The organism is Janthinobacterium sp. TB1-E2 (assembly GCF_036885605.1).
GTDB classification, from domain to species: domain Bacteria; phylum Pseudomonadota; class Gammaproteobacteria; order Burkholderiales; family Burkholderiaceae_D; genus Janthinobacterium; species Janthinobacterium aestuarii.
Genome location: NZ_CP142523.1, coordinates 3,947,619 through 3,969,298, shown reverse-complemented (window position 1 = coordinate 3,969,298; position 21,680 = coordinate 3,947,619). Strand labels below are relative to the sequence as shown.

At 61.4% G+C, this 21,680-nt stretch carries 23 protein-coding genes and 1 tRNA gene; 12 read left to right on the top strand and 12 right to left on the bottom strand.

All coding sequences use genetic code 11. The features are described 5' to 3' along the window. Nucleotides 1–85: 85 nt before the first annotated feature. Both OPV09_RS17860 and OPV09_RS17855 read left to right on the top strand, forming a co-directional pair. Nucleotides 86–709 (top strand): 2OG-Fe(II) oxygenase, encoded by a 624-nt coding sequence (locus tag OPV09_RS17860; RefSeq protein WP_072453371.1) that lies wholly within the window; start codon nt 86–88, stop codon nt 707–709. A 128-nt stretch (nt 710–837) separates the two neighbouring features. After that, nucleotides 838–1,284, top strand: coding sequence for a CBS domain-containing protein (locus OPV09_RS17855; protein WP_010398828.1), 447 nt, complete (start codon nt 838–840; stop codon nt 1,282–1,284). Between the two features lie 67 nt (nt 1,285–1,351). Here OPV09_RS17855 and OPV09_RS17850 read toward each other — a convergent pair whose 3' ends face one another. Next, complete coding sequence (locus tag OPV09_RS17850) at nt 1,352–3,613, bottom strand: putative bifunctional diguanylate cyclase/phosphodiesterase (protein ID WP_338678982.1); 2,262 nt, start codon at nt 3,611–3,613, stop codon at nt 1,352–1,354. A gap of 419 nt (nt 3,614–4,032) precedes the next feature. Between OPV09_RS17850 and aroC the strand changes: the two genes are divergently transcribed. Then, on the top strand, nt 4,033–5,127 hold the full coding sequence (gene aroC, locus OPV09_RS17845) for a chorismate synthase (RefSeq protein WP_046682932.1): 1,095 nt from the start codon (nt 4,033–4,035) through the stop codon (nt 5,125–5,127). Nucleotides 5,128–5,265: 138 nt separating this feature from the next. Here aroC and OPV09_RS17840 read toward each other — a convergent pair whose 3' ends face one another. After that, nucleotides 5,266–6,762: an HDOD domain-containing protein gene (locus tag OPV09_RS17840; RefSeq protein ID WP_070302727.1), complete on the bottom strand. Its 1,497-nt coding sequence runs from the start codon at nt 6,760–6,762 to the stop codon at nt 5,266–5,268. Continuing rightward, a complete protein-coding gene (locus tag OPV09_RS17835; protein WP_034756356.1) occupies nt 6,759–8,498 on the bottom strand; it encodes a putative bifunctional diguanylate cyclase/phosphodiesterase in 1,740 nt (579 codons plus the stop codon). Before OPV09_RS17835 ends, OPV09_RS17840 begins: the two co-directional genes overlap by 4 nt. A 396-nt stretch (nt 8,499–8,894) precedes the next feature. On the opposite strand from OPV09_RS17835, the gene OPV09_RS17830 reads away from it, so the two are divergent. The 4 genes from OPV09_RS17830 to OPV09_RS17815 all read left to right on the top strand — a co-directional run bounded on the left by OPV09_RS17830 (nt 8,895) and on the right by OPV09_RS17815 (nt 12,260). After that, a complete protein-coding gene (locus OPV09_RS17830) occupies nt 8,895–10,577 on the top strand; it encodes an isovaleryl-CoA dehydrogenase (RefSeq protein WP_338678981.1) in 1,683 nt (560 codons plus the stop codon). Nucleotides 10,578–10,722: 145 nt separating this feature from the next. Beyond that, a complete protein-coding gene (gene upp, locus OPV09_RS17825; RefSeq protein WP_046682928.1) occupies nt 10,723–11,373 on the top strand; it encodes a uracil phosphoribosyltransferase in 651 nt (216 codons plus the stop codon). Nucleotides 11,374–11,395: 22 nt separating this feature from the next. Then, nucleotides 11,396–11,758 (top strand): Hpt domain-containing protein, encoded by a 363-nt coding sequence (locus tag OPV09_RS17820; RefSeq protein ID WP_338678980.1) that lies wholly within the window; start codon nt 11,396–11,398, stop codon nt 11,756–11,758. A 298-nt stretch (nt 11,759–12,056) separates the two neighbouring features. Next, a complete protein-coding gene (locus tag OPV09_RS17815; RefSeq protein WP_010398811.1) occupies nt 12,057–12,260 on the top strand; it encodes a cold-shock protein in 204 nt (67 codons plus the stop codon). A 393-nt stretch (nt 12,261–12,653) separates the two neighbouring features. Here OPV09_RS17815 and OPV09_RS17810 read toward each other — a convergent pair whose 3' ends face one another. Beyond that, nucleotides 12,654–13,565, bottom strand: coding sequence for a LysR family transcriptional regulator (locus OPV09_RS17810; protein ID WP_034755572.1), 912 nt, complete (start codon nt 13,563–13,565; stop codon nt 12,654–12,656). Between the two features lie 216 nt (nt 13,566–13,781). On the opposite strand from OPV09_RS17810, the gene aceB reads away from it, so the two are divergent. Continuing rightward, the gene (aceB, locus tag OPV09_RS17805) at nt 13,782–15,380 is read left to right on the top strand and encodes a malate synthase A (RefSeq protein WP_338678979.1); all 1,599 of its coding nucleotides are present in this window, start codon (nt 13,782–13,784) and stop codon (nt 15,378–15,380) included. Between the two features lie 78 nt (nt 15,381–15,458). On the opposite strand, the gene gloB is transcribed toward aceB, so the two are convergent. Further along, entirely contained in the window at nt 15,459–16,268 is an 810-nt protein-coding gene (gene gloB / locus OPV09_RS17800; RefSeq protein WP_338678978.1) for a hydroxyacylglutathione hydrolase, read from the bottom strand. Nucleotides 16,269–16,287: 19 nt separating this feature from the next. On the opposite strand from gloB, the gene OPV09_RS17795 reads away from it, so the two are divergent. The 4 genes from OPV09_RS17795 (at nt 16,288) to OPV09_RS17780 (ending at nt 18,467) form a co-directional block, all read left to right on the top strand. Then, the gene (locus OPV09_RS17795; RefSeq protein WP_219328870.1) at nt 16,288–17,064 is read left to right on the top strand and encodes a class I SAM-dependent methyltransferase; all 777 of its coding nucleotides are present in this window, start codon (nt 16,288–16,290) and stop codon (nt 17,062–17,064) included. Beyond that, nucleotides 17,057–17,494 carry a ribonuclease HI gene (gene rnhA, locus OPV09_RS17790; protein WP_034755581.1) on the top strand — a complete coding sequence of 146 codons (438 nt, stop codon included), beginning with the start codon at nt 17,057–17,059 and terminating at the stop codon, nt 17,492–17,494. The genes OPV09_RS17795 and rnhA overlap by 8 nt, the downstream gene beginning before the upstream one ends. Nucleotides 17,495–17,595: 101 nt before the next feature. After that, entirely contained in the window at nt 17,596–18,312 is a 717-nt protein-coding gene (gene dnaQ, locus OPV09_RS17785; RefSeq protein WP_034755584.1) for a DNA polymerase III subunit epsilon, read from the top strand. Between the two features lie 80 nt (nt 18,313–18,392). Further along, nucleotides 18,393–18,467, top strand: a tRNA-Val gene (locus tag OPV09_RS17780). 88 nt (nt 18,468–18,555) lie between these two features. Here the strand turns inward: OPV09_RS17780 and OPV09_RS17775 are convergent. Genes OPV09_RS17775 through OPV09_RS17745 form a run of 7 tightly spaced genes read right to left on the bottom strand, consistent with a single transcriptional unit; the run spans nt 18,556 to nt 21,658 of the window. Further along, on the bottom strand, nt 18,556–19,515 hold the full coding sequence (locus OPV09_RS17775) for a site-specific integrase (protein ID WP_338678977.1): 960 nt from the start codon (nt 19,513–19,515) through the stop codon (nt 18,556–18,558). Beyond that, on the bottom strand, nt 19,449–19,808 hold the full coding sequence (locus OPV09_RS17770; protein WP_338678976.1) for a hypothetical protein: 360 nt from the start codon (nt 19,806–19,808) through the stop codon (nt 19,449–19,451). The genes OPV09_RS17775 and OPV09_RS17770 overlap by 67 nt, the downstream gene beginning before the upstream one ends. Next, nucleotides 19,805–20,809 (bottom strand): hypothetical protein, encoded by a 1,005-nt coding sequence (locus OPV09_RS17765; protein ID WP_338678975.1) that lies wholly within the window; start codon nt 20,807–20,809, stop codon nt 19,805–19,807. Before OPV09_RS17765 ends, OPV09_RS17770 begins: the two co-directional genes overlap by 4 nt. After that, nucleotides 20,806–21,048, bottom strand: coding sequence for a hypothetical protein (locus OPV09_RS17760; RefSeq protein WP_338678974.1), 243 nt, complete (start codon nt 21,046–21,048; stop codon nt 20,806–20,808). The genes OPV09_RS17765 and OPV09_RS17760 overlap by 4 nt, the downstream gene beginning before the upstream one ends. Continuing rightward, a complete protein-coding gene (locus tag OPV09_RS17755) occupies nt 21,045–21,377 on the bottom strand; it encodes a hypothetical protein (protein ID WP_338678973.1) in 333 nt (110 codons plus the stop codon). The genes OPV09_RS17760 and OPV09_RS17755 overlap by 4 nt, the downstream gene beginning before the upstream one ends. A 3-nt stretch (nt 21,378–21,380) precedes the next feature. After that, complete coding sequence (locus OPV09_RS17750; RefSeq protein WP_338678972.1) at nt 21,381–21,503, bottom strand: hypothetical protein; 123 nt, start codon at nt 21,501–21,503, stop codon at nt 21,381–21,383. Continuing rightward, nucleotides 21,500–21,658: a hypothetical protein gene (locus tag OPV09_RS17745; protein ID WP_338678971.1), complete on the bottom strand. Its 159-nt coding sequence runs from the start codon at nt 21,656–21,658 to the stop codon at nt 21,500–21,502. The genes OPV09_RS17750 and OPV09_RS17745 overlap by 4 nt, the downstream gene beginning before the upstream one ends. Nucleotides 21,659–21,680 lie beyond the last annotated feature (22 nt).

The following is a 21,680-nucleotide window of genomic DNA, read 5'->3' as shown; positions in this document are numbered from 1 at the left end:
CCGCGCCGCAGGGAAGGCGGCTACGTGCCAGCGAATTCCTGGGCTTCAGGCGAACTCTCATCGCAAGTCCACCAGGAAAGATTTTATGCCCGCAATATCGTTCGACGGCTCCCTTGCCGTTCCCGGACTCTCTATCGTCGACGGCCTGTGCCAGGCAGGCTGGCTCATGCAAGAGCATTTTATCTCCCCTGAACTGAGCCGCCAGCTGGCCGCCGAATGCGTGCAATCCATGCTCAGCGGCAAGATGAAAGGTGCCGGCGTGGGCAGCGGTCATGCGCCGCTGCTGCAGCCCGATATCCGCGGCGACCATATCGAATGGCTGGAAATAGGCCGTTCCGAGGCGTGCGACCGCTACCTGGCACACATGGAAACGCTGCGCTGCATGCTCAACCGCGAGCTGTTCCTGGGGCTGGAAGAATACGAAAGCCATTTCGCGCTGTACGCGCCGGGCGCCTTTTACCGGGCCCATCTTGACCGTTTCCGCGACGACGACAAGCGCACCGTGTCCGTCGTGCTGTACCTGAACGACGACTGGCTGCCCGAGCACGGCGGCGCGCTGCGTCTGCATCCGCAAGGCGCGCCCGTGGTGGACATCCTGCCGCAAGCGGGCCGCATGGCCATGTTCATGTCGGGCGAGATGCTGCACGAAGTGCTGCCGACGGCGCGCCAGCGCCTCTCCATCGCAGGGTGGTTCCGCCGCCGCGCGTGATGGAAGGTGGCGCGCAATCCCCCTCGATTTGATTGCGCGCAAGGCTGGATTTTTCCGCAGGCATAGGCTACAGTCGCAGTAAGGGCTAGAATAACTAAAATACCAATCACGCGGACAGGACGGCCAATATGAAAGTATCTGAAATTCTCCAAGTCAAGGGCAATATTCTCTACACGGTCACGCCTGACCAGCCCCTGCTTGACGCGGCCAATACCATGGCTGAAAAAGACATCGGTTCGCTGGTGGTCATGGAATTTGGCGACCTGGTCGGCATGCTGACCTTCCGCGAAGTGTTGAACGCGCTGCATGAAAACGCGGGCCAGATCGGCGGCGGCACCGTGCGCAAGCACATGGATGACCACCCGATCACCGTCACCCCCGACACGGAAGTCAACGAAGTGCGCCGCATCATGCTGGAAAAACATGCGCGCTACCTGCCCGTCATGAACGCCAAGACCCTGCTGGGCGTCATCTCCTTCTACGACGTGGCGCGCGCCGTGCTCGAAGCGCAAAGCTTTGAAAACCAGATGCTCAAAGCGTATATCCGCGACTGGCCTGCCGAAACGACGGACTGATATCAGCATGCTGTAAAAACGACGCCGGCAACTGCCGGCGTTTTGCATTGGCTATCCAGGGTGGCGCCTACGCCGCTCCCTGCAGCGCCTCGTTGTTCAGCCAGGTGCCCAGCGCCGTGGCCGTCATGGGGCGGGCGAACAGAAAGCCTTGCGCCATCGGGCAGCCCAGCGCCTGCAAGATTTGCGCTTGCCGCTCGTCTTCCACGCCTTCCGCGATCACGGCCAGGCCCAGGTTGCGGCCCAGCTGGATGACCATCTCGGCGATGCTGCTGCCGCGCGCGGAACCGGTGATTTCCGTCACAAACGCACGGTCGATTTTCAAGCGGTCGACCTGCAGGCGCTGCAAATAGGACAGCGACGAAAAGCCCGTGCCGAAGTCGTCGATGGCGATGCTCACGCCCGTCTGCTTGATCTGCCACAGCATCTTGATCAGCAGGTCCGGCTCTTCCATGGCCATCGATTCCGTGATTTCCAGCTCGATGAATTCGGGCGGCGCCTGCGTCTCTTCGAGTGCCGCGCGCAGCATTTCCAGGAACAGCGGGTGGCGGAACTGCACTTGCGACACGTTGACGGACATGACGAAGTTGCGGTGGCCCTGCTCGCGCAGCAGCACCAGTTCGCGGCAGGCCGTGCGCAGCACCCATTCGCCGAGGTCGATGATGATGCCCGAATACTCGGCGATCGGGATGAAGCGGTCGGGCGAGATGAACTTGCCGTCCGGCGTCTGCCAGCGCAGCAGCGCTTCCGCGCCCACGGGGCGGCGCGTCGTTAGGTCGATCTGCGGCTGGTAGACGACAAACAGCTGGTCCTGGCTGAAAGCCGTGCGCAGCGCGTGCATCATGCGCACCCGTTCGCGGATTTCGATGCCCATGCTGCGCGAGAAATAGAAGTGGCCGGCGCGCTGCTGGCTTTTTGCCCGCTTCAGGGCGATATCGGCATCCTTGAGCGCATCGGCGCCCGTGCCCGTATGTTCACCGAGCCGCACGAGGCCCAGGGTGGCCGACAGCTGCACGTCTTGCCCATCGATGCAGAACGGCGGCTGGAACAGGGCCAGGATATTGTTCGGGTTGACTTGCGACGAGTCGCCCAGCACGCAAAAGATGTCGCCGCCCAGGCGCGCCACCGTCAGCTGGGGGCCCAGCTGGGTTTGCAACCGGCCCGCCACGGCGATCAGCAGGGTGTCGCCGAACTGGTGTCCCAGCGCGTCGTTGGTCTCGGCAAAGTGGTCGAGGTCGACCAGCGACAAGGTGGCGTCGTCGCGCGCGGGGCCGGACAAGGTGGCGTCGAGGATTTCCACCAGGCGCGTGCGGTTGGGCAGCTTCGACAACTGGTCGTAGAAGGCGGCATTGTGCAGGTGCGACACCAGCTCGACATTGTCCAGGCCCACGGCAACGTTGCTGCAGAAGACTTCCAGCAGGCTTTCATCGATGGCGGAAAGAGGGCGTGGCAGCACCAGGTAGGCGGCCGCATCGCGGCTGGCCTTGCCCGCGAAGTACAGGGTGGCGTAGTCGTGCGCATACACATTGCGCCGCTGCGCCAGCGTGTGCTCGATGGCGGCCATGACGCGGGGGTTTTGCAAGCCGCACAGGGCGCTGTGCGGCAGGCTGGAAAAGCTGCCCGTGCAGGCCGAGACGAGCAGCTCCTTGCTGCCATTGTCCTGCAAGTTCTGCACGCACAGCACGCCGTCGGCGCGGATGCCCAGCAGGTCGGCGATCTGCGCCAGCACGCCGGCCGAGAAATTCTGCACGCCGTGCAGCGCCATCAGCTGCGTGCTGGCGTGGACGATACGGTCCAGGCCGCGCCGGCTGCTGTTGATCGAACGGATCTGCTCGTATGAGCGGATGGCCGCCGTCACCGTCGTAAACAGCTTGATGCGCGTCAGTTCGGACTTGGTCTTGTAATCGTTGATGTCGAAATCGCGGATGGCGTCGATTTCCGGCGCATAGCCTGGCTGGCCCGTGCGCAGGATGATGCGCACGTCCGTCATTTTCAGGGTTTCGCGGATGTAGCGCACCAGGTGCAGGCCCGCGTCATCCTGTTCCATCACCACGTCGAGCAGGATGACGGCGATGTCGTCTTCGTGCCTGAGCAGTTCGCGCGCCTGGCCGGCTGAATACGCATGCACGAATTCCAGCGGGCGGTGCTGCATTTCCAGGTTGCCGAGGGCGAAAGTGGTGGTGGAGTGGACGTCTTCATCGTCGTCGATGATCATCACCCGCCAGACGCTGCGCGGTGCGGCCGTCAGGGGCGCAGCCGGTTGCTCATCGAGGAATACCAGGTCGTCGTGATCGTCCTTGTTGGCGTCAAGGGGGATGATCGGTGCGGGCATGTATAGCTTCTCCAGGATGACTCGATGTTTATACGAGCGCGTCGCAAAAGCCCATGGCGTTGTTGCGTTGCCTTGCCGTACTTGCGTACTGTCTTCGACAACGACGCCTAGCCCTGGGCATTTGTGACGTGCTCTCGGCGCAGCCCAAATCGGTTTGATAACCAGTATTGTGTGGCGCGCTTTGATCCAAGTATATAGCTATTTAATAAGCAAAATGTTTTTTTAAATCTATTCTGTGGAGCAATATTTCTTGTTTTGCATTATTGCAACTCATATTTGGTGTTTTTGTGTGAAAAAATACACGGGATTAAAAAATGGCGATTTGGGCGGGGGAATATCGGGCCTCGGTGTGGCATTAGCGGCATGGCATGCCCCGCAGGCTGGTAGAATTGAGTTTTCCAGTCCTCACACTTCCTACTATGTCCGGCAATTCTTTTGGCAAGCTGTTTACTGTTACCACTTTCGGCGAATCGCATGGTCCGGCCATCGGCTGCGTGATCGATGGCTGTCCGCCGGGATTGATCCTGTCGGAAGCCGATATCCAGCCCGAGCTGGACCGCCGCAAGCCGGGCACGTCGCGCCACGTGACGCAGCGCCAGGAATCCGATACGGTCGAGATCCTCTCCGGCGTGTACCAGGGCGTGACGACGGGTACGCCCATCGCGCTGCTGATCCGCAATGAAGACCAGCGCAGCAAGGATTACGGCAATATCGCGGAAAGTTTCCGCCCCGGCCACGCCGACTATACGTACTGGCACAAGTACGGCGTGCGCGATCCACGCGGCGGCGGGCGCTCGTCGGCGCGCCTGACGGCGCCCGTGGTGGGCGCGGCGGCGATTGCCAAGAAATGGCTGCTGCAGCAATACGGCACCACGTTCAAGGGTTGCATGAGTCAGCTGGGCGACATTCCCGTGCCATTCCAGTCTTGGGAACACGTGCATGCGAATCCGTTCTTTGCCGCCAGCGGCGACGCGGATCTGATCGCGCGCATGGAAGAAGCGATGGACCAGTTGCGCCGCGATGGCGATTCCATCGGCGCGCGCATCGACGTGATCGCGCAAAACGTGCCCGTCGGCCTGGGTCAGCCCATCTACGACAAGCTCGATGCGGACATCGCCTATGCCATGATGGGTATCAATGCGGTGAAAGGTGTGGAAATCGGCGCCGGTTTCGATTCGGTGGCACAGAAGGGTTCAGAGCATGGCGACGAACTGACGCCGGAAGGCTTTATCGGCAATAACGCCGGCGGCGTACTGGGCGGTATTTCGACGGGGCAAGATATCAGCGTCTCGATCGCCATCAAGCCGACGTCGTCGATCCGCACGCCGCGCCGCTCGATCGATAAAGAAGGCAATCCCGTGATGGTGGAAACGTTCGGCCGCCACGACCCGTGCGTGGGCATCCGCGCCACGCCGATCGCCGAAGCCATGCTGGCGCTGGTGCTGATCGACCACGCCCTGATGCACCGCGCGCAATGCGGCGATGTGTCGGTGAGTACGCCGAAGTTGAAGTAAGTTGAATGTTCTGGTGTCGGATTACGGGCCTGCGGCCCTAATCCGACCTACGGCCTATGCCATGCGTAGCGGCAAAATGTAGGTCGGATTAGCGGGGCATCGCCCCGCGTAATCCGACAACATCGTTGGCGCTTCCGGTCACGCCACCTTATTCGCCACCAATTCCAGCTGGTGCCGCATCTCCACCGATTGCACCAGCAAAGCCCGGATATCGTTGATCAGGTTGAATTCCGTCTGGTTCAATTGGATCGGCGGGAAGCTGTCGTCCCAGTCGCCATATAAAAATCCCGTGGGATGGCCGTTGGCCGACAGCGGCAGCACGACGAAGCTGCGCGCTTCCGACAACGTCGCTTTCCACCATTGCGGCAGTTTGGCGGCAAATTTCGGGTCGCGCGCATTGTCGATGAAGATCACGCGGTCGCTATTGAGGGCCGCGTGGAAGACGTTCGGTTCATACGCGTCGCCAAACACCATCAAATCCTGCAAGTCGGCCATGCCTTCGCCCATGCTGATGCGCGCCGAATACAGATGATCCCTGTGGTTGCGCACGAACGCCACCGAGCGCGAAAAATCGAAGCCCTGGTGCAGCGTTTCGAGCGCCATCGAGACCATCTGTCCCGGGCTGGCGCTGCCGATGGCGCTGCGCAGGTCGGCCAAGCCGCCGATCAATACGCGGTTGCCTTCGGCGCGCATGCGCGTCGACGCCAGTTGGCGCGCGCGCCGTTCGGCCGGTTTCGACAGGGGCGCGATCGACAGGTCGGCCGCCGCCATCGCCTTGGCCTTGTCCACGGCCACCACGAGGTCGGTCGCCGTGATGCCCAGTGTGCCCGCATAATCGTCGATCAGCGCATGCACCTGCGCCGCGCCAGCCGCGTCGTCATGCCACAGCGAGTCGGCGCAGCGCGCCGCCATCGTCGACAGGCCCGCCATCCAGTCGGCGCCGCTGACGGGAGAGTTGTCCGGCGACGGGTCCATCGGACGCATGCCGTTGATCAGGTGCTGCGGCAAGCCCCAGTGGGCGGCCGTGGCATAGCCCACTTCGGGCAGCGACAGCCCTAAAATTTCGCGCGCGGCGGCAGCCTCGTTGCCGGGACCCGCATGCGCCTGCATGCGCGCCCAGAAGTCCGTCATGTAGAACGTCACCATCATGCGGCCCAGGGTGTGCAGCATCGAGCAGACGACGGCCTGCTCCGCCTGCAGGCTGCCAGCGCTGGTGGCCACCTGCTGCGCCACCATCCCGGCCAGCACGGCCTTTTCCATTTCCACATGGGCGCTGACGGAATCGGGCGACGCCTGCGAAAGCTCTTCGATCAGCTTCAGGCCCAGCGCCAGATGGCCGATGGCGTCGATGCCCAGCACCAGCACGGCCTTCGACACCGTGTTGACCCGCTGGCCGAAGGCCGAATACATGCCGCTGTTGGCCAAGCGCAGCACCTTGTGTGTGAGGACAGGGTCGGACAGCACCGTTTGCGTGATGTCGAATTCGTGGTCGTCCTCGCCGCGCATGGCGCCGAGGATGGCGCTGATGGCTTTCGCGAAGCCGGGCATGTCGCCCTGCTGGCGCGTGCGCGCCCACAGCAGGTCGAGGGTGTTCTTGCCCAGCTGTGTCGGTACCGTGAAATGACCTGGATTCATTGCACCCCTCCGCGCGGTTCATTGGCAGACGGCACAGGCACCAGCGCCGCATAGGTTTTGTCGCTCAAGGCCGCTAGCGCGGCATGGGCCGGCATCGGTTTGCCCGTCAGGTAGCCTTGCACGTACTGGCAGCCGCGCGACTCGATGAAATGCATCTGCTCTTCGGTTTCCACGCCTTCGGCCACCACGGACAAATTCAAATGCTTGGCCAGGTCGAGAATGGTGTTGCAGATGGCCGCATCCTTGCTTGATGCGGGCAAGTCCTTGATGAAGGTGCGGTCGATCTTCAGCACGGAAATGGGGAAGCGCTTCAGATACGCGAGCGAAGAATAGCCGGTGCCGAAATCGTCGATGGCGATGCGCGCGCGGCGCTCCGTCATCTTGACGAGGATGGTTTCCGCATGCACGGGGTCGATCATCAAGGTGCCTTCCGTGATTTCCAGCACCAGGTGTTCGCCCGAGAGTCCCGAAAACGCGATCGCGTCATCGAGCACGTCGAGGAATTTGTCGTTGCGGAACTGGCGCGGGCTGATATTGACGGAGATGTACAGCGGCCGCTTGGCCACTTCCTGGAATTGCTTGAGCTGCACGCAGGCCGCCTTCAATGCCCAGGCACCGAGCAGATTGATCAGGCCATTGGCTTCGGCAATCGGGATGAAGCGCACGGGCGGCACCAGGCCCAGGGTCGGATGCTTCCAGCGCATCAGGGTTTCGAAGCCCTGGATTTGCCGCGTGTGCGCATCGACGATGGGCTGGTAAAAGAGCAGGAATTCGCCTTCGCGCACGGCTTGGAACATGGCCGCTTCCAGCGAGATGTCGTGTTCCGACGGGCCGTTCAAACGCGGGCTGTAGACCAGGCAGCGGGCCTTGCCCGTTTCCTTGGCGCGCGACATGGCCGCATCGGCCAGCGCCACCAGGCGCACTTCATCTTCCGCGTGCAGCGGATAGATCGACACGCCCACGGAGGCGCCCACGTAGATCGTGTGGCCGTCGACTTCGAATGGCGCCTGCAGGGTGGCCAGCAGGCGGCCCGTCACCAGCTTGATCTGCGCGTCCGTGGCGCTGCCGGGCAGCACGGCGACGAATTCATCGCCGCCCACGCGCGCCAGCGTGTCGCTGTCGCGCAGGGTCTTGCGCAGGCGCGCGGCGGCCAGGCGCAGCACGGCGTCGCCGACGGGGTGGCCCAGGCCATCGTTGACCTTTTTAAAGCCATCGAGGCCGATGGTGGCGACGGAAAAGCCCTGGCCCGAACGGGCGGCCTGGGCGATCACCATGCGGATGCGGTCCGACAGCAGCAAACGGTTCGGCAAGCCGGTCAGCGCATCGTGCGTGGCCATATGGCGCAGCCGTTCTTCCGTATTGTGCTGGGCCGACGTGTCGCGCCCGACCACCAGCAATTCGGCCACACCGGCCGCGTTCATATAAGAAGACAGGCGCAGCTCGAACCAGATTTCCTGGTCCGGCGTTTGCAGGCGCACTTCCAGGCGGCCCGGTTCTTCCAGCGCGTCTTCCAGCGCAGCCTGCAGCGCCGCGCGCGACGCTTCGGTGGCCAGCGGCAGCAGCAAGTGGCCGGTCAGGCCCGATGGCGCGCCAAACAGGGTGGCCGCGCGCTTGCTGGCGAACAGGATCAGGCCGTCCGTATCGAGCCGGAACACGACGTCGCCTGCCTCTTCCATGAGGTTGTCCAACTCGTGGCGGGCCTCGCGGTGGGCGGCGGATGGGGTACTGGAAAACATCGTGCTGGCTTTTACCTTTTTATTATCAGTGCCGGCGCTCGCTGCAGGGCAGGGCGCCAACGGAAAGAGTGCGTCGTGCGTGACGCGCGCCATAGGGGCCGAAAGAGCGGCTATCGGAACGCGATCCACACGAAATGTATCATTGAAAAGCACCCGATTACATGAAATAGAGCAACATTGCTTCAGGTTTTGTAAATATTCCTGCCTTCCATGAAAAAAATCATGCTACGCGACACACACAGGCATTTTCATTCCCCATGGAAACATTTATCTGCGCTTGCTTCCACTGGCGCGCTTGCCCCGCCATGCGCTTTACGCTAGTCTGGCTGGCAGGCGGTGTTGACGGTGCGCCAGCGACGGCAAGGGCGCCATGATAACAAATCGCGGGAGACCCCCATGAATGCTTTTGACACGCATGAAGTTTTCAACCAGGCTACGCCGTTCGAAAACGTCAATCTGTTTGCCTGCGACCCGGCGCTGATCGAAGCGCTGCTGCGCGAGGGCGGCGGCGCGGCGCTGCAGGAGCTCGACGCGCTGGGCGAGAAGCTGGGCCGCGCCGAGACCTATGCGCTGGCGCGCCTGGCCAATATCCATGCGCCCGAGTTGCAGCAGTTCGACCGGGCCGGGCGCCGCATCGACGAAGTGCTGTTCCATCCGGCCTGGCATGAACTGATGGCCATCCTCGTGGGCGCGGGGGCGCACGCTTCGCCGTGGGCCGCGCCCGGTTCCGGTGCCCAGGTGGCGCGCGCGGCCGCCTATCTATTAGTGGGGCAGGTGGAAAATGGCACGCAGTGTCCCGTGACGATGACGTATGCCTCGGTGCCGGCCTTGCGCCAGGCGCTGGATCTGCCGCAGATCGCGCAGCGCTGGCTGCCGAAAATCCTCTCGCGCGACTACGATCCCCGCTCCCTGCCCGTGGAGCGGAAGCGGGGCGCCCTGGTCGGCATGGGCATGACGGAAAAGCAGGGCGGCTCGGACGTGCGCAGCAATACCACGCGCGCCGTGCCCGTGCAGGCGGCCGAGGCGCAAGCCCTGTTCGGCGGCGAGGCTGATGGCGTCTGGCGCATCGTCGGCCACAAATGGTTTTTTTCGGCGCCCCAGTGCGACGCCCATCTGATCCTGGCGCAGGCGGATGAGGGCGGATTGTCGTGCTTCTTCCTGCCCCGCTACCTGCCCGACGGCAGCCGCAATGCCATCCGCGTGCAGCGTCTGAAAGATAAATTGGGCAACCGCTCGAATGCGTCTTCGGAAGTGGAATTTACGAATGCCTACGGCTGGCTCGTGGGCCAGCCGGGGCGGGGCATACCCACGATTCTGGAAATGGCCAGCCATACGCGTCTCGATTGCGTGCTGGGCAGTGCCGGCATCATGCGCGCCGCCTTGACGCAGGCGCTGCACCATGCGCGCCAGCGGGCCGTGTTCGGCAAGCCGCTGGCCGAGCAGCCGCTGATGCAAAACGTGCTGGCCGACCTGGCGCTCGAATCGGAAGCGGCCACGGCCTTTGCGCTGCGCCTGGCCCGCTGTTTCGATGAAAAGGACGACCCGCGGCAAGCGATGCTGGCGCGCGTGCTCACGCCGGCCGGCAAATACTGGATCTGCAAGCGCGGTCCCGGCTTCGGCTTCGAGGCCATGGAGGTGCTGGGCGGCACCGGTTATGTGGAAGAGGCGCCGCTGGCGCGCCTGTACCGCGAACTGCCCGTCAACTCGATCTGGGAAGGCTCGGGCAATGTGATGTGCCTCGACGTCTTGCGCGCCTTCGGCAAGTCGCCGGCCGCGCGCGACGCCCTGGCGGCCGAGCTGGCGCTGGCCGGCGATGATGACGCCGCCTTTGTTGCCTACCGCGCGCGGCTGCTGGACGACCTGGACGGGCCGCAAACGGATGAGTTTAGCGCCAGGCAATTGTCCGAACGCATCGTGCTGGCCGTGCAGGCGGCCTTGCTGCTGCGCCATGCGCCGCCGTTTGTTGCGCAAGCATTCCTGCAATCGCGGCTGGTGCAGGCGCCGGGCGGCGCGTATGGCCGCTTGCCGGTTGGTACCGATTGCACGGCCATCCTGGCGCGCGCGCTGCGCGAGTATTGATTTCAATAAAACCGATTATTTCGAAAATTCCGGCCACAGGCGGGCTGCGGGCTGGGATAATGCCGCAATCCATCATTTTATCGATACACAGCGCGCTTGCGGCCATGCTTGCCGCCGCGCCAGACAGTAGAGAAAGAAAAACAATATGAAACAAGACCCACGCTTTCCGAATTTGTTCATTACCGATCACCCTTTGATCCAGCACAAACTGAGCCACATGCGCGAGCACGACACGTCGACGCGCACCTTCCGCGAATTGCTCAAGGAAATCACTCTGCTGATGGGCTATGAAATCACGCGCGACCTGCCGCTGACTACGCGCGAAATCAAGACCCCGCTCGTCACCATCGACGCGCCTGTTATCGCCGGCAAGAAACTGGCCATCGTGCCCATCCTGCGCGCCGGCATCGGCATGAGCGATGGCTTGCTGAACCTGGTGCCATCGGCACGCGTCGGCCACATCGGCGTGTACCGCGACCCGGCCACGCACATGCCCGTGGAATACCTGGTGCGCCTGCCGGACCTGAATGAGCGCACCTTCATCCTGTGCGACCCGATGGTAGCGACCGGCAATTCGGCCGTGTACGCCGTCGACGTGCTGAAAAAACGCGGCGTGACGGACGAGCAGATCATCTTCCTGGCCCTGGTGGCCGCACCGGAAGGCGTGACCGTGTTCCAAAACGCGCATCCGAACGTCAAGATGTTCTGCGCCGCGCTCGATTCGCACCTGGATGACCACGCCTATATCGTGCCGGGCCTGGGCGACGCCGGCGACCGCATCTTCGGCACCAAGTAAGCAGCGTCAGGCGAGTATTGCGATGGCAACCTTGATCGACCCGGACTTTCGCGCGCGTTTGCGTGCCCTGAATGAAAAATATGCGGCTGGCGTGCCGGCCCTGTTGCAGGCGATCACGCAGGCAAGCAGCCGCTGCGACAGCGAAGGCCCCCGTTTGGAACCGTTGACGGAGCTGCACCGCGCGCTGCATGCGGTGGCCGGCTCGGCCGCCACCTTCGGCTTTGCCGCGCTGGGCCAGGAATGCCGGCGCATCGAACAGCTGGTGCGCGCCATGCTCAATGCCCCTGCGCAAGCAGTGGCGGAATGGCCCGGCGTGCGGGCGCAAGTGACGGCGCTGCTGGGCTGGGCGGGACGCGATGCGGCGGCCACCGATTTCATTGCGTGAGCGACAGCACTATAGAGATGTGGTTGCAATGATTCATTTGATACAACGCAAAGCACCCGCGTCGAAGATTAGGATATAGTGTCTCCATGCCGCTGGTACAGGGCGCCGCAAGACGGGGATTTGGCTATTAAAGTAGTGTTCGTAAGTTTATTTTGCGAAAGAATGGTTTTTCTCAGTTTTGTTGGTATAATTGGGCATCGTTGGATTCGAGGTAGTAGTGCAGTTTGTCTGTCATTTCTTTCTTGCTTCAAACGATATAACGGGCGCAAGCCCAACTTAACTGAAATAGGAAATTGTAATGGCAACTGGCATCGTAAAATGGTTCAATGATTCGAAGGGTTTCGGCTTTATTACCCCTGACGAAGGCGGCGAAGATCTGTTCGCTCACTTCTCGGCTATCCAGTCGAACGGCTTCAAGTCCCTGCAAGAGAACCAACGCGTTTCTTTTGAAGTGACCGCTGGCCCTAAAGGCAAGCAAGCTTCGAACATTCAGCCAATCTAATACGCTGGATCAAACGAAATAAAGAAATCCTCGGTCTCCGAGGATTTTTTTTCGCCTAAATTTCCGTGAAGTTGCGGTTTTGCGAGTGTTTTATGGGCTACGCGGCTCTTTTCAGCGTGCTTGCCATCACTGGTAGGTCGGCTTAGCGCTTGCGCGTAAGCCGACAAGAGTGGCGTTGGCAAGATGTGTGGGCTGGTGTCGGCTTACGCTGCGCTAAGCCGACCTACGCTTGCCAATGCTGATCCGGGAGTTGTTGTTTCCTCATGCGTCACGACGCCGGACAAAACCGTCGCGAGTGGAAGGAAGAGGTGGCCGAGAAGCGCAACCGTACTCTAGTACGGTGAGCATCACAGGCCGCCTATGCCGACGCGCAGCAGGTTTGGTCCCGCGTCTTCAAATAGCCCGTTCGCGCCAGTAGTCGGGTTGCGAATAACTGTGCCTTAAAAAATCCACGAACGCCCGTATGCGCAGCGGCAAGTGGCGGCGCTGGGCGAACACGGCGTAAATGTCATTGCCCGGGGCGGCGAACTGGTCCAGCACCGTCACCAGCTGGCCCGAGGCGATCTCGGCGCCCACTTCCCACATCGAGCGCCACGCCAGGCCCTTGCCGGCTAGGGCCCAGTCGTGCAGCACTTCGCCATCGTTGCAGACCATATTGCCCGCCACCTTTAAAATGATGTTCTTGCCATTTTCGCGGAAGGTCCAGCCCCGCTGGCTGCCTTCGCTGCTGATCGCCAGGCAATTGTGTTTCGCCAGGTCGGCCGGGATACGGGGCGTGCCCGCCCGTTTCAAATAGGCGGGCGAGCCGACGAGCACGCGCTGGTTGTCCGCCAGCTTGGTGCTTACCAATGAAGAATCGGACAGGCTGGCGATGCGGATGGCCACGTCGATGCCTTCGCCGATCAGGTCGACGAGGCGGTCGTTCAGGTTCAGCGACACCGTCACGTCGCGGTGCTCGGCGACAAACGAGGGAATCAGTGGTGCCACGTGCTGGCGTCCGAAGCCGGCCGGCGCGGAAATGAGCAGATGGCCGCTGGCCTTCACGCTGCGTTCGGCCACGGCCGCTTCCGCCTCTTCCAGTTCACCGAGGATGCGCTGGCAATCTTCGAGGAAGGCGGCGCCTTCATTCGTCAATGCCAGCTTGCGCGTCGTGCGCTGCAGCAATTTGACGCCCAGGCGCTGCTCCAGCGCATCGAGGCGCCGGCCTATCATGGCTGGCGCGATGCCTTCCGCGCGCGCGGCGGCCGACAGGCTGCCCTTGGCCACCACTTCCACGAACGTTGATATCTGTCTGAACTGCCCCATGCCGTGCTCCCGCGATGCCATCACTTGTGATAAAAACGCATAGATGAAGTGATTTTTAATCTCGTTTCCATGCCTTATAGTGCAATACTATAGAACAAACGCGCCGCCCGGCAGAGTGTTTTTGCGCCTCTGTCCAGCTTGTCCGCGCAGTCGTTCAGCTTATACTTGGATCACCAGATTACCTTTGCTTATATTGACTAAAAACCGGAGAACTTCATGACGCAGAACACGATCGCACTTCCAGAAGGCATGCAAATCACGGGTGATATCCAGCCCGGTTACGAACAGATCTTGACGCCGGCCGCGCTGGCGCTGGTGGCCAAGCTGACGCGTGAATTCGAGCCGCGCCGCCAGCAATTGCTGGCCGTGCGCGTGGAGCGGGCCAAGCGCCTCGACGCGGGCGAGCGTCCTGATTTCTTGCCAGAAACCGCGCACATCCGCGAAGGCGACTGGAAGATCGCGCCGATCCCGAAGGCGCTCGAATGCCGCCGTGTGGAAATCACGGGCCCCGTCGAGCGCAAGATGGTCATCAACGCCTTCAATTCGGGCGCGGACAGCTATATGACGGACTTCGAGGATTCGAACACGCCGAACTGGGACAACCAGATCACGGGCCAGATCAATATGTTCGATGCCGTGCGCAAGACGATTTCGCTCGAGCAAAATGGCAAGTCGTACAAGCTGAACGACAAGATCGCGACACTCGTCGTGCGTCCGCGCGGATGGCACCTCGATGAAAAGCACGTGCTGGTCGACGGCAAGCGTATTTCCGGCGGCATTTTCGATTTCGCCCTGTTCATGTTCCATAACGCTAAGGAACAACTGGCGCGCGGCGCCGGCCCGTATTTCTACCTGCCGAAGATGGAATCGCACCTGGAAGCGCGCCTGTGGAACGATATTTTCGTCATGACGCAAAATGAATTGGGCTTGCCGCAAGGCACGATCAAGGCGACCGTGCTGATCGAAACCATTTTGGCCGCGTTTGAAATGGATGAAATCCTATACGAGCTGAAAGAGCACAGCTCGGGCCTGAACGCGGGCCGCTGGGATTACATCTTCTCGTGCATCAAGAAATTCAAGCTGGACAAGGATTTCTGCCTGGCCGACCGCGCGAAAGTGACCATGACGGCACCGTTCATGCGCGCCTATGCCTTGCTGTTGCTGAAAACTTGCCACAAGCGTGGCGCGCCAGCTATCGGTGGCATGGCAGCCTTGATCCCTATCAAGAACGATCCGGAAAAGAACGATATCGCCATGGGCGGCGTGCGCAACGACAAGGCGCGCGATGCCACCGACGGCTACGACGGCGGCTGGGTGGCCCATCCGGGCCTGGTGGAACTGGCCATGGGCGAGTTCACCAAAGTGCTCGGCGACAAGCCGAACCAGATCGAGAAACAGCGTCCCGACATCGACGTGAAAGCGTCGGACCTGCTGAATTTCCAGCCGGAAGCGCCGATCACGGAAGCGGGCTTGCGCTACAACATCAACGTCGGCATCCACTACCTGGGCAGCTGGCTGGCTGGCAATGGTTGTGTGCCTATCCACAACCTGATGGAAGATGCGGCCACGGCCGAGATCAGCCGCTCGCAAGTGTGGCAGTGGATACGCTCCAGCAAGGGTGTGCTGGAAGATGGCCGCAAGGTGACGGCCGAGATGGTGCGCGCCATGATTCCGGAAGAGCTGGCCAAGGTGCAGCGCGATGCGCCAGGCGGCAACGGCCTGACCTATGTGCGTGCCGGCCAGATTTTCGAGGAAATGTCGACGTCGGAATCGTTCGCCGAATTTCTGACCTTGCCGCTGTACGAGGAAATCTGATCCTGATCAAATAGATCAATAAAAATCCCGGCGGTGCCTGATGGCGCCGCCGGGATTTTTCTTTTTGGAAGCAGAAGCTTAAAAGCTGTTCTTCCACATCCGTAGCGCGGCAAACGCTTCCACGGGCGAAGCATCGGTGGCCAGCTTGCCTTCCACCTTCAGGCTGGTCAAAATCGCCGGTTCGCGGTAGCGCAGGAAGGGATTCGTGGCCTTTTCCAGGGCAATGGTCGACGGCACGGTGGCTAAACCTTGTTGGCGCTTTTCCGTGTCGATGGCGATGCGTTCCTGCAGGGCCACATTGCCCGGCTCGACGGCGTTGGCAAAGCGCAAATTGGACAAGGTGTACTCATGCGCGCAAAATACCTCGGTATCGTCGGGCAGGGCGGCCAGCTTGCCCAGCGAATCGGCCATCTGGCCCGGCGTGCCTTCGAACAGGCGGCCGCAGCCGCCCGCAAACAGGGTGTCGCCGGAAAACAGCCACGGTGCGCCGCTGCGCTCGTCACGCTGGCGCACGTAGGCGATATGCCCCTTCGTATGGCCGGGCACGTCGATGACGTTCATCTGCAAACCCAGCTCGGGCACATGGGCGACATCGCCTTCGGCAAGCGGTTCCGTGATGGCTGTGATAGCCTCATTGCGCGGGCCGAAGACGGGGACGGCGAAATGCTGCAACAATTCAGGCACGCCACCCGTGTGGTCGGCGTGGTGATGCGTGAGTAAAATGGCGGACAAGGTCAACTGATGGGCTTGCAGCGCATCGAGGATGGCCGTCGCATCGCCGGGATCGACCACGGCGGCGTGGCGGCCGTCGTGGATCAGCCACAGGTAATTGTCGGCAAAGGCGGGCACGGCAAGTACCGATAGAGCGTGTTCAGGGGAGTGTGTCATGAGCAAAAGAGAAAACTGAATGGACAGTGTGGCATCCGAAAAATCCATTATAGCGCTTGACGGCTGGCTGCAGACGCCGGCCGGTCTGTACGTGCGCGCCTGGGAGCAGCAATGCCTCGACAGCCTGACCGTCGATATCTTCGGTTTTAATGCCGTGCAGATCGGCTTGCCCCAGCTCGACGCGCTGGCCGCCAACCGCATGCCGAACAAATGGCTGCTCGATGCGCGCCTGCCTCCGCGTCCGCCGCAAGAGAAGCGCCTGACCCTCGTGTCGGCCTTCGATGAGTTGCCGTTCGATTCGCAAAGCCTGGACCTGGTGGTCTTGCCGCACGTACTCGAATTTGCCGCCGAGCCGCACCAGGTCTTGCGCGAAGTCGAGCGCGTGCTGATCCCGGAAGGGAGAGTGATCGTCTGCGGCTTCAATCCGGCCAGCCTGTGGGGCATGCGCCAGGGGGTGGGGCGGGTCACGGGGCGCCACTACCTGCCGCAAGCCGGCGAGCTGATCTCTATGCCGCGCATGAAAGACTGGTTAAAATTGCTCAACATGGGCGTCAGTCAAAGCTACTTCGGCTGCTACGCACCTGCCTGCAGGACAGAAAAATGGCTGCGCCGTAACGCTTTCATGGACAAGGCGGGTGCGCGCTGGTGGCCATATCTGGGCGCAGTGTATATAGTGCAGGCGATCAAGCGCGTCAAAGGGATGCGTTTGATCGGTCCGGCGTGGACCAAGAAACCGGCGACGGCGCCCGCAGGCGCACCGGTCACGAATAAAAGGCGGGAACAGCAAGATGGATAAGGTTGAGATTTACGCCGATGGCGCATGCAAGGGCAACCCCGGCACAGGCGGTTGGGGTGCGCTGATGGTGGCCGATGGCGCCAAGAAAGAAATTTATGGCGGGGAACTGAATACGACGAATAACCGCATGGAATTGAAAGCCGTGATCGAAGCCTTGACGGCGCTCAAACGTCCGTGCCAGGTGGTGTTGTATACCGATAGCCAGTATGTCCAGAAGGGCATCAGCGAATGGATCCACGGCTGGAAGGCGCGCGGCTGGAAAACGGCGGCCAAGGCGCCCGTGAAAAACGTCGACCTGTGGCAGGCGCTCGACATCGCCCAGGCCGTGCACGAAGTGGAATGGCGCTGGGTGCGCGGCCATAATGGCCATCCGGGCAACGAGCGGGCCGATCAACTGGCCAACTTGGGCGTGGAAACGGTACGTGCCTGAGAACTAAATTTCTGCCCTGCAGCAGCGGGCGGGACGTAACCGGAGGGCACAGGTTTGCTATACTGTGCCCTTCGCTTTTTGCTTTTAAGACTGAATTCACCATGCGTCAAATTGTTCTCGATACTGAAACCACCGGCCTGAACCCGCGTACGGGCGACCGCATCCTGGAGATCGGGGCGGTCGAGCTGAACAACCGCATGTTGACGGGGAATAATTTCCACCATTACATCAATCCCGAGCGCGACTCGGAAGAGGGCGCGTTGGCCGTCCACGGATTGACGACGGAATTCCTCAGCGACAAACCGAAATTCGCGGAAATCGCCGACGAGTTCCGTGCCTACATCGCCGGCGCCGAGCTGATCATCCACAACGCCCCGTTCGACATCGGCTTCCTGAACGCGGAATTCAAGCGCCTGAACCTGCCGCCAGTCCACGAGCAAGTGGTTGGCGTGATCGACACCCTGGTGCAGGCGAAGGAAATGCATCCGGGCAAGCGCAACTCGCTTGACGCCCTGTGCGACCGCTATGGCGTCTCGAACGCTCACCGCAAGCTGCACGGCGCGCTGCTCGACTCGGAATTGCTGGCCGACGTCTACCTGGCCATGACGCGCGGGCAAAACAGCCTGAGCATGGAAGAAGAAGTGGAAGTGGCCGCCGACGGCGCCGTGCTGGAAATCGTGCCCCTGGCCGAAGTCATCTTCCAGAGCGCCACGGCCGACGAACTCGCCGCCCACGAAGCCACCATCGCCGGCCTCGACAAGGCCGCCAAAGGCCAGTGCATCTGGACCGCCGTCACGTCGCCGCCAGCGGCCGCCTGAGAAAAAGCGGGGCTAGGTAAATTTCCTCTTGCCAGCCCTTGCAGATGCCGCAACACCTATGCGATAATTCGCCTCGCTTCGGGAGGTTAGCTCAGGGGTAGAGCACTGCATTCACACTGCAGGGGTCGCAAGTTCGAAACTTGCACTTCCCACCAAGAATATCAGGTGAAATCAATCACTTACACGTAAAGCCGATCTTTAAAAAGGTCGGCTTTTTTGTTGAGTGTAATTTTTCAGTGTAATTTACTTTGCGACGACCAACAGCGATAGCTTATTCAACGCTTCGCGCTGCGCATCCACCTGCAGGTGCGCATAGCGCTGAGTCGTCTGTATATTCGCGTGACCCAGAATCTTGCTGATCGTGTAAAGGTCAACTCCCAGCCCCAACATGATGCTGGCGCATGAATGCCGAAGATCGTGAAAATTCACATGCGGCATGCCCGCCTTCACGCGTGCGCGGCGCCAGGAAGATTGCACTCCGTACAATGTCATTTCCAGCGGAAAGTATTTAAGCCAAGGCCGAAGCGCCGGGATGATTGGTATGACGCGCATGCGCAGCGTCTTCGTATTGCTTGCAGGGAACGTTATAGTGTCGTGGCCAATATGCGAGCTTTCCATCTGGAACAGTTCGCCACGCCGGGCACCAGTCAGAAGTGCTGCCCATATTGCCGCTTGGGCAATAGGTGTACAAAACGAAGCAATTTTTTTGACCTGCTCGACTGTCAGAAAAACTTCGCGCTTGTTGTTAACGGCTACCGACTCGATCCGTAGGCCGTAGTTTTCCGGAATTAGCCGCTGGCGCCAAGCCAGGTGGAGGCCTTTTTTTGCGCACGCCAATGATCTATTGATTGTCGCCGGAGCGTAGGCGGGCACCAGCTTTCCGGTTTTCCTGTGGGGGATAAGCTTGCTCATGTCCTTGATGACGTGGTCGGCAAATTCTTGCGCCTGGCTCGCCTTGTATCGTTCCGCCCAGGCGCCCAGTCGCTTGGCATGGTGTTTTGCCGTATCCGCGCTGCGAAGGGTCTGAGAATGCTCGACAAACAGCGCGAGAACTGCTGTCATTGGTATATCGCCCGGAATGTGCACTTGCTTTTGCTTCGGCGCGCGCGCCACTGCCGCACGGAGCTCAGCCTCGATCAGCTTGGCATCACTCGCAGTTGAACCGTCCGGCAACTCTCTGTGAATTCTTTTGCCATCGACCATGATTCCGACGTGGAGTTTACCCTTGCTGTCTTTCCAGACTGACATATTTGATTTCCCTTTAACCAGCTCTTGCATTCTTCAAGGTCGTAGCGCTTGGACCGCGCGCCGACCGGTGTATATGGCAATCCTGCCTGCTCGAGGCGGCGGATCGTTGATTCGCTGACGCCGAGTGCGGCGCAGATCTGCTGCCTGTTCAATTCCCCGGATGTGCTGACGGGCTTCTTGCCTGCGGCTTTGTCCAGCGCCGCCACCAGTTCGGCAATGTGGCGCATCTCGACTTCGCTCATGTTCATGGCGCGCTCCCGACCGCGTCGTCGTCGGCATGCCCGCTGCCGCCGCAGGCAGGGCAATCCAGTTCGCCGCCCTCCAGCTCCTTCACGCGGGCTTCTGCTTTCTCAGCGCGCTCCTTCATTTTTACAGACAGGCGCTCGCATTCATCGGCTTCGGCCTCTGCCATTCCAATCTTGTGCATGGCAGAGTTCCGGATTGCGTTAAGGGAGCCGACAAACCCATGATATGGGCCTATTCGGTACGCGCTCTCGCAGGCAGTCATCAAATCATCCAGGCCCATGCTTCCCGCCGCTGCCGGCCGCCGCGCCGGCAGCGGCGAGTGTTTCGGCTTTGCCGCTTGCTTGGCGCGGATCGCCTCGACCTTCGTCCAGATCCTGGCCAGCTCGGTGTCGCCGGCGGCGTGCATGTCCAGGCCTTGTGCCAAGCACAGGGCGGCCAGCGTGACCATGACGCCGCCGACTTCCTGTGCGCGCTCGCCGACCGGGCGGCCGTACACATAGTCGACCAGCTGATGCGCCTCTTTGGCCGTGCAGCCGCTCGCCTGCACCAGTTCCAGGGATTCTTCCAGGAAGCGGTGATTGCGCTCGGCACCATCGGCTGAGATTTCGGCGCCGAAGCACGCCATCATCCAGGGCTGCACGCGGCTCTGGAATGAATCGGTGGGCGCCGCCAGCTGCTCTTGTGCTGGAGCCGCCGGTGCGGCCGCCAGCATGGCGCGATATGCCGGCGCCATCGTCGCCAACATGCCAGCCAACGCATTGACGGTCGTGCCCGGCGCCATGTTCATCCGCATCAAGACGAGCGGCGCCGCTTGGCGTGCTAGGTCGATGTCCGCAAGCGTTGCGGTTGGCCAGGATGCGATTGCGGCGCCAGCAATGATCTCAGGCGTCGGCTCAACCGGTACCAACTTCCAGCCATCCGGTACGGCCAGGTGTTGCAGCGCTGCGGCGACCGAAGAGGGCGCAGCTTGCTCCAGCGCGTCATTTCTATCGTTGTTGATCATTCTGCATGCTCCAAAAAGGTTATCTCGCTGGGCTGGCGCGGTGTCGCGTCACCCATCAGGTAAATCACGGAAGACACGCCGCCACCAAGCACTTGGGTGCTCATGCCGCGCAAGTGGTGCTGCTTACCCTCGAACAGCACTGTCTGGCAGGTGTGGATCGCGCGCAGCACGGCCCGGTCCAGCTTGTATGCCGCCTCGGCCGGGGTCTCCGGCGCTGGCGCTAGGTTGCGGCTGCTCATTGCGCCGCCTGCTCGCGACGGCCCCATACCCAGTACGGGCCATCTTCGGAGTCGTGAATGGACAGCGTGAACCAGCCATCACCGGCAGGCGGCGCCGGGTTCCAGTCGGAGACGTCCGTTCCTGCCTGGCCGAAGTAGGCGATATGGGCTGGATGCGTATCATCCTCGGATTCCAGGCTAGAGTAGGTAGTGTCCAGGCCCTGGGCAGCGAGCCACGCGCGATATTCCTCCTCTTGATCTTCATCGAACTCCGGCATATCTGGATGCCTATACCATCCTTCGGCATCGCGCACGACCGGCGCCCATTCAATTATCTTTTTCACATTCACCTTTCAGGTTGTCGTAGCCAAGACGCCCGCCAGGGTCGCTGCCACGTAAATAAGGATCAGGGCCGCCGCCACGCGCGCGGCGCTGGGGCTGCGCTCGCTGTTCGGCACTTCGTCGTTGTCGGTCATGCCGCCTCCGTTGTTGCAGCTTCGTCGGCAGGTGGCGGATACAGCGCCCGGAAGGCATGCAAGTCATCGCCATGCACGCGGAAGCCTTCCTCTCCGAACACAAAGCGCCCTGGCCAGCGACCGCCTGGAAAGCTGAAGTCGATATAAGCCCGCATGCCGCCTCCATATGCCGCCTCC